This window comes from Nocardia sp. XZ_19_385, assembly GCF_015355755.1.
GTDB lineage: Bacteria > Actinomycetota > Actinomycetes > Mycobacteriales > Mycobacteriaceae > Nocardia.
Genome location: NZ_JACVEE010000001.1, coordinates 129823 through 141564 on the forward strand (window position 1 = coordinate 129823; position 11742 = coordinate 141564).

12 protein-coding genes and 2 tRNA genes are annotated in these 11742 nt (G+C 65.3%); 11 read left to right on the forward strand and 3 right to left on the reverse strand.

The genetic code is table 11. From position 1 onward, the window contains the following. Positions 1–316 precede the first annotated feature (316 nt). Entirely contained in the window at positions 317–1381 is a 1065-nt protein-coding gene (locus IBX22_RS00510) for an FAD-dependent monooxygenase (RefSeq protein ID WP_194813412.1), read from the forward strand. 21 nt (positions 1382–1402) lie between these two features. Here the strand turns inward: IBX22_RS00510 and IBX22_RS00515 are convergent, their stop codons facing one another. After that, on the reverse strand, positions 1403–1612 hold the full coding sequence (locus IBX22_RS00515; protein ID WP_194813413.1) for a hypothetical protein: 210 nt from the start codon (positions 1610–1612) through the stop codon (positions 1403–1405). 229 nt (positions 1613–1841) lie between these two features. Here IBX22_RS00515 and IBX22_RS00520 point away from each other — a divergent pair, with 229 nt between their 5' ends. From IBX22_RS00520 to IBX22_RS00535, 4 genes are read left to right on the forward strand one after another with little or no spacing between them, the layout of a single operon-like run. Continuing rightward, entirely contained in the window at positions 1842–2186 is a 345-nt protein-coding gene (locus tag IBX22_RS00520) for a WXG100 family type VII secretion target (RefSeq protein WP_194813414.1), read from the forward strand. Then, the gene (locus tag IBX22_RS00525; RefSeq protein ID WP_194813415.1) at positions 2186–2491 is read left to right on the forward strand and encodes a WXG100 family type VII secretion target; all 306 of its coding nucleotides are present in this window, start codon (positions 2186–2188) and stop codon (positions 2489–2491) included. The genes IBX22_RS00520 and IBX22_RS00525 overlap by 1 nt, the downstream gene beginning before the upstream one ends. 6 nt (positions 2492–2497) lie before the next feature. After that, the gene (locus IBX22_RS00530) at positions 2498–3781 is read left to right on the forward strand and encodes a hypothetical protein (RefSeq protein ID WP_194813416.1); all 1284 of its coding nucleotides are present in this window, start codon (positions 2498–2500) and stop codon (positions 3779–3781) included. Positions 3782–3807: 26 nt separating this feature from the next. Further along, on the forward strand, positions 3808–4173 hold the full coding sequence (locus IBX22_RS00535; protein WP_194813417.1) for a hypothetical protein: 366 nt from the start codon (positions 3808–3810) through the stop codon (positions 4171–4173). 362 nt (positions 4174–4535) lie between these two features. On the opposite strand, the gene IBX22_RS00540 is transcribed toward IBX22_RS00535, so the two are convergent. Beyond that, a tRNA-Leu gene (locus IBX22_RS00540) sits at positions 4536–4620 on the reverse strand. Positions 4621–4776: 156 nt separating this feature from the next. After that, positions 4777–5133 carry a helix-turn-helix domain-containing protein gene (locus IBX22_RS00545; RefSeq protein WP_194813418.1) on the reverse strand — a complete coding sequence of 119 codons (357 nt, stop codon included), beginning with the start codon at positions 5131–5133 and terminating at the stop codon, positions 4777–4779. A gap of 146 nt (positions 5134–5279) precedes the next feature. On the opposite strand from IBX22_RS00545, the gene IBX22_RS00550 reads away from it, so the two are divergent. The 6 genes from IBX22_RS00550 (at position 5280) to IBX22_RS00575 (ending at position 11711) form a co-directional block, all read left to right on the forward strand. Next, a complete protein-coding gene (locus IBX22_RS00550) occupies positions 5280–6143 on the forward strand; it encodes an NAD(P)-dependent oxidoreductase (protein WP_194813419.1) in 864 nt (287 codons plus the stop codon). Positions 6144–6275: 132 nt separating this feature from the next. Beyond that, positions 6276–6363, forward strand: a tRNA-Leu gene (locus tag IBX22_RS00555). 311 nt (positions 6364–6674) lie between these two features. After that, a complete protein-coding gene (locus IBX22_RS00560; RefSeq protein ID WP_309234361.1) occupies positions 6675–9413 on the forward strand; it encodes an AAA family ATPase in 2739 nt (912 codons plus the stop codon). Positions 9414–9520: 107 nt separating this feature from the next. Further along, the gene (locus tag IBX22_RS00565; RefSeq protein WP_194813421.1) at positions 9521–9943 is read left to right on the forward strand and encodes a MarR family transcriptional regulator; all 423 of its coding nucleotides are present in this window, start codon (positions 9521–9523) and stop codon (positions 9941–9943) included. An 83-nt stretch (positions 9944–10026) separates the two neighbouring features. Further along, positions 10027–10548, forward strand: a complete 522-nt coding sequence (locus IBX22_RS00570) for a DUF6790 family protein (RefSeq protein ID WP_194813422.1) — start codon at positions 10027–10029, stop codon at positions 10546–10548. 41 nt (positions 10549–10589) lie between these two features. Next, entirely contained in the window at positions 10590–11711 is a 1122-nt protein-coding gene (locus IBX22_RS00575; protein WP_194813423.1) for an epoxide hydrolase family protein, read from the forward strand. Positions 11712–11742 lie beyond the last annotated feature (31 nt).

Consider the following 11742-nt stretch of genomic DNA (forward strand, 5'->3'; position numbering starts at 1 on the left):
CAGCAACCAACCACCTTGCCAGCACCCGAATCGCGGTACCGCCCACGCGCCGGTTACCGGTAGCGCAGGCACTACGCGCAACCCAAGGACCAGGAGACTATCCGTACTTTCGCCGGTTGCAACGCAAGGCGTCCCCGCGCGCCGCTGTGCAAACCCGGATGACCGCACCTGCCGCGACGGGCGCATCCGCGGCATCCAGCCTGCCCTGACCGCATCGGTGGTCCCGATTCTCGACCTCTCTCCCGACAGGCATGATCAACTGATATCGAGGGCCGAACACTTTGCGCGACTGAGCACTTACACAGGAGGATCGATCGTGGCGACCACCATCCTCGGCGGAGGTATCGCCGGCACCGCTCTGGCGGGAGCGCTGGCACGCACCGGCGACAAGGTCACTGTGTACGAGCAGCAACGCGACGGCGCGACCGGTGGCGCGTTCCTGTTCCTCGACGATCGCGGCCATACAGCGCTCACCGAGTTGGGTGTGGACGTAACCGCCCTGCACGCGGCCTCGCACCCGATCCTCGGCCTGGACTACACCAACAGCGTCGGCGTGCACTCCTCGCGCATGAACCGTGGGCACCGATTCTGGTTGCGCGCCAACCTGATTGCGGTACTACACGAGTTTCTCGACACGTCCGGAGCCGACACCCACTACGGCGTCGCGATCACCGATATCGATGTGGACGCGGGCACGCTCACGCTACAGCGCGAGCACCAGCCGACCGTCACCTTCGCCGACGAGTTGGTCATCGCCGCCGACGGCATCGACTCCGTGGTGCGCGCCCACCTCGAGCCCCCACGCGCCCCGATCTATGCCGGAGACATCGTCATCTACGGCATGACCACCGCACCACTGTCGCTGCCGACACCCGCAGCGGTACTGCACTTTTACGACGAGATCACCCCACAGGGCAAAGGCGCCACCTTCGGCCACGTCTGGGCCGAGGACACCTCCGCACTGTGGTTCCTGCGTATCCCCCGAGACCCGCTGCCGACCGACGACCTCGGCTCGCGGCCTGTAGGAGAATGGGCGGACGAGGTCCTGGCCGCCACGCCCTCCAACACGAGTCTGCTGGAAACCCTTCTCGCCCAGACAGATTCGGTTCACGTGTCCAATGCCCGCAACGTACCGCTGGACGGCGCCGCCACGCCGCGACTGCCGGTATTGCTGGTCGGCGATGCAGACCACGCCATCACCCCCGCAGCCGGTGTCGGAGCCCGCGATGCTCTCGAGGACGTGCACGCGGTCTACCAGGCCCTCACCCGAGGCGACTCCCCTGCCGAGGCGATGGTGGAACGACGCGCACAGATCCGAGCGGATCGCGAACGCGCGCAACGACTTATCCGACAGAGCACCGGCCGTGCTCCCTCGATCTGAATCAGCTCTCGCGGCAGTCTGCTAGGAACTCGGTTCGGTGCTGGTGTTCGCGCCGGAACTCTCAGTCAGTGGGAAGGTTCCGCCGCGGGCATCGAGTTCCCAGCCGAGTGCCAGGGCACCCTCGATGAGCTGTCGGATGTCGTCGGCGCCGGGATAAGCGCCATCGGTGGCAGCTGGTGTCCAGCCCACGCCCACGTTCTTGGAGAGCAGATCGGTGATCCGATTGCACACCGATGAGGACGGGTGCGGCTGCTCACTTACGCAGGCCCGCAAGGACTTTGTCCAGCACCTGGCGTGTGGCGACCTGGAGTGCTGGCAGTGCCGGAGTTGATGGCAGAGTCGTTGTGCCTGACCCATCGAGGACTGTCTGCCTGTGACCACCGTCATGGGTCCACGACGGAACCAGCCCGGTACCCACCTCGTCTAACCTATTGACCCGCACCAACCTTCGAGGATGCTAATGACAGCTCAATCCGGTTCCACCCAGAGCGACTTCGCCCTGGTACCCGATGAAGTCAGCGATGCCGGACGCTACGTCCAGCAGGTCGCCGAATCGCTGATCAACGGCCTGACTTCCCTGGAGACGGATATCTCAGCGCTGCTGTCTAATTGGCGAGGGACCTCCGCCGATTCGTTCAATGCGGGGTGGACCGAGACCAAGCAGGGAGCCGACACCGTTCTCGATGCCCTGGCCGAGATGTCCGAGCTACTCGGTGTCACAAGCAAAACCCTCGACGACCAGGACAAGGTGCGGGCAGATACCACTGTGACGTTCACCGGGTCGCTGGACCTACCGGGGTTGTGATGGTCGAGAATGCACAGCCTTTCCGCGTCGATCTCGACGAGCTCGAGCAGATCGTGGCCCGAGTCGCAGGGTTTACCGGATTCCTCAACGACAGTCTCGACGGGTTGCAGCAACGCATCTCCGCCGTGCAGCAGAACTGGAACGGCGCCGCCGCAGACGCGCAGGCGGAGGCCTATCGCGACTGGCACACCGGGGCAACCGATGTTTCCGAGGGGATCGAGACCATGCGCAAAGCCGTCCAGGCTGCGCACGACCGGTATACGGCCGCTATTGCCGCGAATCTTGCGATGCTGGGCAGGTCGTAGGACTCGATGACGACGTTGATAGTCGATCCGGCCGTGTATTCCGCGGCCGGCGCATCGCTGTATTCGTTTGCCACCACATGTCATCGGACGTTCTCCACACAGATCGCCGCGATGCGGGAAACCGCCAATATGGGTGGGGCTGTGGGCGAATCCAAGGCGTGGTCCACGTCCTACGATTCGACGGTCAAAACGGCGATGAGTATGACCGAGCTGCTCGTCACCGCGATGGGCAATTACGCCGGCATCCTGAACCAGCTCGGATACAACCATGCACTCGCGGATTACGTTGCGGGAACGGGCCGCCCGGAACCGACGAAGCCAGCGGATCTGTACCCGGCCTGGTCGACATGTCTGGTGCCGCCGCCCGCGGCGGGCGGGCCCGGAAGTGGCCTGTTCGACGATGTCGGGTTCGCGGTGGAGGCGCTCGAGAAGTTCGGCGTTGAGATGCCCGACGGGGAGCCGCATGACCTGCTGACCGCTGCCGAGGCCTGGGAAAAACTCGCCTCTTCCGAATCTGGGATTGGCAATCTGCCGACGCTGCTGGATCAGCTGGCGAAGAGATTCGAAAGCGAAACCGCACCCGATGCGGCCCATGTCGACGAGGACATCCGGGCGGTGAAAAGCTCCGCCGAGGGTGTGCTCACCCTCTACAAAGACCTCGCCAAATCCTGCCGCGACCACCGCGCCGCGATTCTGGAGTTCCGCACCCAATTAGGGCAGCTGCTGGTAGATCTCGCCAAGGATCTGGCGCAAGAAATCGCCGAGACCGTCGTCCTCAGTGTGATCGCGGGTGCATTGTCCGCCGGGTTCGGCGCAGCGGCGATCGCCGCTGCGAAGGCGGGCAAGCTCGCGGTGAAGATGAAGACGTACGTCGACCGAGTGCTGGTCGCCAAACGGGCCGCCAAATTCGTCGACAAAGTCACCGAGACCGGGGATGATCTCGCGGCAAGACGAGCCGAGCTCCAACGCATCGCCGACCTGATGGCGCAGCGTACCGCCGATATCGCCCGTGTCGCACGCGAAAAGTTGCAGAGCTCGCTGGACTATGCGCTCGGCAAGGAACCGATGAAACACGTCTTCGAACCCAAGCACAAACTGGATGGGCTGGTGAAGTCGCTCGGTGGCGAGGAAGCGACGATGAAGAAGTTCATCGAGAGCGTGCAAGGTGTGCCAGACGGTGTATACGAGAGAAACAATCCTCTGGTCCGCACCATCAACGGCCAGACCGTCGAAATCCGCGGCGCCATGATCAACGGTGTCTTCAAGATCGGCACCGCGTACATTCCGTGACGCAACGCGACAACTGAGGAGAGACGATGAGCACACCGATTGAGCCGAGAGCCTTGACCGAACTCGAAGCCAGCGTCGTGACCAAACTGCTGTCCTTCTCGGACAAAGCCGCTGCTGGTGACTACCTGGCTCAGGTTCCGTTTGCACAGGTTGTTGCTACCTGGGGTGAAGGTTCCCCGAGCGTCGATCTGATGGTTCCCCCCGGAGTGATGGCCGCATCCGATTCAACCACCGGAATCTTTGTCGAGGGAGGTGTCACCGACCGCAATGGGGCATCGATCGGCGAAGTCATTCTGTGGGTCGAGGACGGCAGACTCGCTGGAATCGAGCACACCTGGTACTCCGACCAGCGCCCGAAATCGCTGCCCCACCCCTCACAGCTAGTGATTTAGTACAGCACCTCAAAGTCACCGCGCCCGTCACCAGAGGTGCTCGAGTGAACACTTTCTGCCTCCCCGCGCGGCGACTACCCGCGTTTGGCGTGCAGGCCGACATCTGTTCGGGTGGAGACTTTCGGGGATGCCGGTGCGGCCTTGGATGCCGCCCAGCGACCCGACCGGCACCGAGCCGTCAGCCTTCCGGGAATCGGGGTTGCGTTGCTCCCGGGACTCCTGGCGATCGCCGCGGAGACCGTTCACGTGCAGTGACCTGGAGGAATGCGGCGAAAGCGCCGCCAGTAGAAGGAATATCGTGAGCGTGTTCAAGTGCACTCGAGCACGCGCCACGGTCTTTCGTCTCGTAGGACGAGAAAGTGTGTCCGAAGGGGGACTTGAACCCCCACGCCCGTTAAAGGGCACTAGCACCTCAAGCTAGCGCGTCTGCCATTCCGCCACCCGGACAGGTGATGTGTTCAGTTGTGGCGCAGCCGAGTACAAGATCAACTGCGCTCCGAAACTATAGACAATAGGGGTGGCTGGACGCCAATCGCCTCCGCGGGCAGACCGGCCGGAGGGCCGGACGCGCGCTAACCGGCGGAGATGAGGATCGTGTAATCGTCACGCCGACAGGTGAACTCGTTCCGCACCGATCTGGTCGATCCGCTTGCGACCCCAGACGCCGAGCGGCTCCAGCGCCGCGTTGAGCGCCGAACCCAGTTCGGTGAGTTCGTATTCCACGCGCGGCGGGATCTCCGGGAAGACCTCGCGGGTGACGATGCCGTCCTCTTCGAGTTCGCGCAGATGCTGGATGAGCATCTTCTCCGACACCCCGGGCAGACCGCGGCGCAGCTCACCGAAGCGGCGCACGCCGTGCTCTTCCAGCTCCCACAGGATCAGCACTTTCCACTTGCCGCCGATCACGTCCATGGCGGCGTCGATGCCGCAGAAGTATGGCCCGTGTCTCTTCGCGCCCATCGCTTCCCCTTCGCTAGCTGGTCACACACCTACAGGTAAGTACCCGACGAAATAGTAGGTACTTGTCGGAGCAACACGCTTCCCGCAGGGTTGATTCCAGCGCGCTGGCCACGAAAATCATCCAGCTTCGAAGGAGTTGACCCGCAATGGCGGAGCACACCACAGTTACAGTTCTCGGTCTCGGCGCGATGGGCCAGGCGTTGGCCTCGGCGTTCGTCAAGGGCGGCCATCCCACCACGGTGTGGAATCGCTCCCCCGGCAAGGACGCCGACCTCGTCGCCGCCGGCGCGACGGGTGCGACCTCGGTCGCCGAAGCGGTCCAGGCAAGTCAGGTGATCGTCGCGGTTCTGCTCGACCACGCCTCCGTCCACGACACCCTCGACCCGATCGCCGACCAACTGGCCGGACGCCAGCTGATCAACCTGACCAGCACCGCCCCCGAACAAGCCCGGGAACTAGCGCACTGGGCCGCCGGGCACGGCATCGACTACCTCGACGGCGGCATCATGGCGGTGCCGCCCATGATCGGGCAGCCGGGTTCATCGATCCTGTACAGCGGTTCGCAGACGGTGTTCGACGCGAACCGTTCCGCGCTCGAATTGCTCGGCGACGCAGAGTATTTCGGGGAGGACGCCGGACTGGCATCGCTCTACGACTTTGCGTTGCTCGCGAACATGTACGCGATGTTCACCGGGTTCATGCATGCCGCGGCCATGGTCGCCTCGGCCGGCCAATCGGTCTCGGCCTTTTCGCACCGGGCCGCCGGCTGGGTGACCGCCATGGCACAGAGCATCCCCGAGTTCGGCCGCATCATCGAGTCCGGCGACTACACCACCGACGTGCAGCATCTGGCGTTCCAGAAAGCGGCAATGGACGCCATCGTCAAAGCCAGCCGGGACGCCGGCGTCGCCCTCGACCTGGTCGCTCCGATCAAGAACCTGATCGATCGTCAGGTCGCCGACGGGCACGGTGCGCTGGCCTTCGAACGGACCTTCGAAGAACTGCGCTGAACCCGACGCGGGAGCCGGAAATCACACCGGCTCCCCCGCCCGGCGCAACTACCCGAATCCCCAGCTCAGACCCAGCTCGGCACGGCGATTTGGTCCCAGCCGACACATCCGTTAACCTTGCTGAGCACACCGGTCCGGGTGGCGGAATGGCAGACGCGCTAGCTTGAGGTGCTAGTGCCCTTTAACGGGCGTGGGGGTTCAAGTCCCCCTCCGGACACCAAATGGCCGAAATCCATTGCAGTGCAATGGATTTCGGCCATTGTCATTTCTTGCAAGCCAGTTCCTGCGCCCCGTACAGATCCCCGCCGTTGAATGTAGAGGTCGGTGCTGCCGTCGGGCAGCGCGACCTGGTTTCAAGGTTTCGCCGGGCGCTTTGGCAACCCTGGCGCTACCGTGGCGTACCGGGTAGCGAACGACTGCACCGGTGATTACGTCATGGGTGCCGCTCGATGACTCAGTCCGCTCGCTGACTACCCCACCTACCTGCGCCGTCACTTTGTGAAACCGCAGGTTTCCTGTCAGGATCTGGCGGTGATCGGTGAGATTTCGCAGGCGACTTTGATTGGTCGAGACCGGCATTCGGCCATGCTGAGAAACCTCCTGGATCAGGCGGTCACCGGAAACGGCTCGGCGATGATCCTGCGTGGGCAGGCAGGTATCGGAAAGTCGGCTCTGCTCAGCGTTATTCGGGCGATAGCAACCGACCAGCGATTGACCGTGGTTGCCGCAGCCGGTGTCGAGAACGAAGCAGACTTGCCTTTCGCCGCGCTGCATCAACTCCTGCGTCCCCTCGAAGGCGAAGTGTCGAAGCTTCCCATTTCGCAGCAGCGCACGCTACGCGCGGCGTTCGGACTGGAGGACGGATCTCCCGACCTGTACGCGGTGGCGTTGGCCACGCTGCAGCTGGTCGCCGAGGCCGCCGCGGTATGTCCGACGGTGCTGATCGTCGACGATCTACAGTGGATCGACAGCTGTAGCGCGGATGTGCTCAGTTTCGTCGCGCGCCGGATCGGCAGTGACGCGGTTCTCGTGCTCGGCGCCACCCGAACCGGATCCGAGGACTCCGCCCGCCGCGCGGGGCTGCCGGAGGTCATGGTCGAGCCGCTCGATGAACGAGCCGCCGCCGCCCTACTCCAGGCGCAGGCGCCCACCCTGCCGAGCAACGTGCGACAGCGACTGCTCAGCCAGGCCGCTGGAAATCCGTTGGCGCTCACCGAGTTACCGCGTGCGATGCGCCAGACCACGGATCGGATGGTCGAAGATCTGCCGTTGACCGCCCGTCTCGAAACCGCGTTCGCCGCACGTTCGGCCGAGCTCAGCGAGCCGGCTCAGGCCTTGCTCGTCGTCCTCGCCGCCGATATCAGCTGCGATGTGGGCCGGCTGTTGCGGGCGGCCTCCACGCTCACCGGTATCCCGGTCGGTGCGGCGCACCTGCAAGAAGCCATCGACGTCGGCTTGGTCGAGATGGCGGGTGCGCTACTGCGCTTCCGGCATCCGCTGATGCGTTCGGCGACCTATGTCCGGGCGCCGCTGACGCAACGGCTCGGCGCGCATTCGATATTGGCCGAGGTTCTCGCCGACTTCCCCGACAGACAACTCTGGCATCGCGCCGCGGCCACGCTCGGCACCGACGACGCCATCGCCACGCAACTCGAACACTATGCGCACCGATCGAGAAACCGTGGCGCCACCATGGCCGCGGTCGCCGCCCTGGATCGCGCGGCGAAACTGTCCGAGCGACCCGACCGCACGACCGCCCTACTCCTGCACGCCGCAGAACTGGCGAGCGAGACCGGCGCGCGCCGCGGGGCCATAGATCTGCTGGATCGGGCCGACCTCAGCGTCTTGGGGCCGATTGAGCTGGCGCGCCTGGCAGCCGTCGAGGAAATTGTCGGGTTCAATCGCCACGAGGATTCCGACCGTCGCATCCGGGAGCTCGTGGATATCGCCGCCGATGTGCACGATGCAGGCAGTACCGATCTCGCAGCAGCGATGTTGTGGTTCGCCGCAGCGCGATGCTCTACCCAGGACGCCAGCGACGAATCCCGCAAATACATTGCCGCCCAACTAGATTCCCTGGGCCTGCCCCCGCACCACCCCCAGGTATTGGCTATCGGCGCGTTCTGCCTGCCATGGGAACGCGGTGCCGGGATTCTCGAACAACTCGACCAGCTCGATCCGGGTCGCGCCGACGCCGACACTCTGCGCCTGCTCGGCTACGCCGCGCTGTTCCTCGGCGATTTCCGCCGCGGCACTGCCTACCTCGACAACACCGCCGAAATCAGCCGCAGCCAAGGACGACTCGGCCTGCTCTCAGGCATCCTCGGTGCCGGGAACTGGATCCGTATCTGGCTCGGCGACTGGGACAGGGCACGCGCCGAATCCGAGGAAGCCCGCGTCTTCGCCGCAGAGAACGGCCAGGAGTTCTATCTAATTACCGGGCACGTCAATTTGGCCATGATCGCCGCCATGCGCGGCGAATCCGAACTGTCCGCCGAGCATCTGCGCACGGTCGCCGCCAGCCCATTGGCCGCCGGGATGCGGTGTATCCAGATCGCCGCTCAACAAACGCGCGGCCTGCTCCTGCTGTTGGCCGGGCAAGCAGTGGATGCGTTCACCACACTGGCGCGGGTCTATGACCCGGCCGACCCGGTGAGCCACCCCATGCAACGTTGGTGGGTCGCACCCGAACTCGCCGATGCCGCGGTTGCCTCCGGAAATGCCTATACCGCAAGAGAATTGCTGGCCGACCTCCCGACGCTAGCGAAACGCGTCCCCGCCTCGATGTTGCTCGTCGTCGACGAATACAGCCGCGCGGTACTCGCCGATGACACCGAGGCCGATGCCGCGTACACCGCCGCACTCACCGGCCACACCGGTGCATGGCCGCTGTACCGCGCACGACTGCAACTCCATCACGGTCGACGGTTGCGCCGACTACGCCGCACCTCCGAAGCCCGAGAACCGCTGCGCGAGGCCCGCGATACCTTCGACGCCCTGGGCGCCGACCCCTGGGCCCAAGCCGCACGCAACGAACTTCGCGCCGCGGGCGAAACCAGCGACCGCCGCTCCCCCGCCGCCCGCGACCAACTCACCGCCCAGGAACTACAGATCGCCTCCCTGGCCGCCAAGGGATTGACCAACCGCCAGATCGCGGAAAAGCTCTACCTCTCCCACCGGACCGTTGGCTCCCATCTCTACCGCATCTATCCACGCCTGGGCATCAGCAGCCGAGTCGAACTCGCCAGAGCCATCTCAGCGACGGGCTGATCGCGGACCTCGCCAACGCCGGAGCCAGACCCGGATCCGCCGGTCCTGTGTCGAAATATGTTGAACGGATGAATGTTAACCAGGCAAGATTCTGCTACGTTCGGCTTGTGGACGATGGACTCGGGGACTTGCTGCATCGCGTGGTGTACCTGCTCGGAGAGGCCGCGCGGCGGCGCGTGGACGACTCCGGGGCGCTGACGTACAGCCAGATACGCCTGCTGGGGACGCTGGAAGAAATCGAGCCGGTGACCCAGCATCAACTGGCGCAGGCGCTGGCAGTATCGGACCCGGCGGTCAGCCGGGCCTTGCGGCCGCTGGAAACAGTCGGATTCGTCGTGGTCGAGCCCGACCCCGAGCATGGACGGCGACGACTGGTCAGTACCACCGAAGCCGGCCGCAATGCCTTCCATGGCAGCGACAGGCCGCTTCAGAACGAGCTGCGTGACGCGCTGCTCGAAGCGGGCTTCCCGTACGAACGCTACCTGCGCGACACTGCCGCGCTGGCCAAGCTCCTCGAGCCGCGCCGATAGCCCGATTCGGTACCTCGCAGTGCCTCACGCTCGATAAACGAGAGTCTTGACTGGTTAATATTAACCATGCAACACTCGAGGTCATGAACGAGATGTCCTACGTCGCCCAGTCGGCTTTTCCCCTGGTCTGGATTGTGATCGCGGTGGTCGGCGCACTGATCCGAACCCGGCACAGCCCCTCCCGGGCAGCCGCCCTCGAAACCTGGCAGCGGTGGTGGGCCGTCGCCGCACTCGGCTGCGGCAGCCTGTGGATTACGATCGCCTTCCTGACCATCCCGGATGTGATGGCCACCGCGATCGGCTTCGACCGGACCCCGTTCCAGTTCGAGATCGCCTTCGCCAACCTCGGGCTCGCCGTCATGGGATTCCGCGCCGCCTCGGCCACCGCCCGCGAGCGCATAACCATCGGCCTCGGCGCCGGCATGTTCCTGTGGGGTGCGGCGATCGGCCACCTCTACCAGTGGTTCGCCCACGGCGACCATGCTCCCGGCAATACCGGTGGAGTGCTGGTCTGCGACCTGCTCTTCCCCGCGGTCATGATCGTCCTCGCGCTCCGGTCGCGACAGCTCTCCACTACCGGGCGGCCCACGTTCGCACCCGCCTGAGAACCCCGCCGGCGCCCTAGCCACCAGTAAGGAGCCCTGCCATGTCCGCCGAGCCATTCGAGGTCAGCATCACCGAAGCCGAGATCGCGGACCTGTGTGAGCGATTGCGACGCACACGGTGGCCCGAGCGCGAGCCGGTGGACGACTGGTCACAGGGGTTACCGCTGGCGTATGCGCAGGAGCTGTGCCGCAGCTGGGCCGAGGACTACGACTTCGGGTTCGCCGAGCGGCTGAACGTGTTCCCGCAGTACCGCGACACAATCGACGGACTGGGCATCCACTTCCTGCACGTCCGCTCGCCGGAGCCGGACGCGTTCCCGCTCGTGCTCACGCACGGGTGGCCGGGTTCGGTGCTCGAGTTCCTGGAGATCCTCGGCCCGCTGACCGACCCGCGCGCGCACGGCGGTGACCGGGCGGACGCATTCCACGTGGTCGCGCCGTCGTTGCCCGGGTACGGCTGGAGTGACAAGCCGTCGACGACCGGGTGGAACATCACGCGCATCGCGCGCGCCTGGGACACGTTGATGGTTTCGCTGGGTTACGAGCGGTACGGCGCGCAGGGCGGTGACTGGGGTTCGGCGGTGTCCGGTGCGCTGGGCGAGGTGGCGCCCGAGCGGGTCGCCGGCGTGCACCTGAACCTGGGGTCCGTGGCGGCGGGCACGTTCGACGACCCGACGTCCGCGGAGCTGGCGAACCTCCGGGCCGAGAAGGAGTTCCAGCGCACCGGCCGGGGATACTCGGCGATCCAGGCGACTCGGCCGCAGACCCTCGGCTACGGCCTCACCGACTCCCCGGCAGGCCAGGCCGCCTGGATCGCCGAGAAGTTCTGGGCCTGGACGGACAACAACGGCCACCCCGAGGACGCGTTGACGCGGCGGCAGATCCTCGACGAGATCTCGGTCTATTGGTTCACCGCGTCGGCCACGTCGTCGGCGCGCCTGTACTGGGAGAGCTTCGCCAACTTCCGGGACAAGGTGACCGCACCGTCCGGCCTGTCGGTCTACCCGCGCGACATAACCCGCCCGTCGAGGCGGGAGGCCGAGCGGCGGTTCACCGATCTGCGCTGGTTCGAGGAGCTGCCGCATGGTGGCCACTTCGCTGCGCTGGAGCAGCCGGAGTCGCTGGTCGAGCAGGTGCGCGGGTTCTTCCGCCTGTTCCGCTGACGGTCCGGGTGCGACCAGTCCCCGCAGGTTC

What these genes read in the sequence shown, in the direction of transcription:
- IBX22_RS00545 (WP_194813418.1), bottom strand. Translation starts at nt 5,133, where the DNA reads ATGGGCGCGAAGAGACACGGGCCATACTTCTGCGGCATCGACGCCGCC.
- IBX22_RS00525 (WP_194813415.1), top strand. Translation starts at nt 2,186, where the DNA reads ATGGTCGAGAATGCACAGCCTTTCCGCGTCGATCTCGACGAGCTCGAG.
- IBX22_RS00520 (WP_194813414.1), top strand. Translation starts at nt 1,842, where the DNA reads ATGACAGCTCAATCCGGTTCCACCCAGAGCGACTTCGCCCTGGTACCC.
- IBX22_RS00535 (WP_194813417.1), top strand. Translation starts at nt 3,808, where the DNA reads ATGAGCACACCGATTGAGCCGAGAGCCTTGACCGAACTCGAAGCCAGC.
- IBX22_RS00550 (WP_194813419.1), top strand. Translation starts at nt 5,280, where the DNA reads ATGGCGGAGCACACCACAGTTACAGTTCTCGGTCTCGGCGCGATGGGC.
- IBX22_RS00530 (WP_194813416.1), top strand. Translation starts at nt 2,498, where the DNA reads ATGACGACGTTGATAGTCGATCCGGCCGTGTATTCCGCGGCCGGCGCA.
- IBX22_RS00570 (WP_194813422.1), top strand. Translation starts at nt 10,027, where the DNA reads ATGAACGAGATGTCCTACGTCGCCCAGTCGGCTTTTCCCCTGGTCTGG.
- IBX22_RS00575 (WP_194813423.1), top strand. Translation starts at nt 10,590, where the DNA reads ATGTCCGCCGAGCCATTCGAGGTCAGCATCACCGAAGCCGAGATCGCG.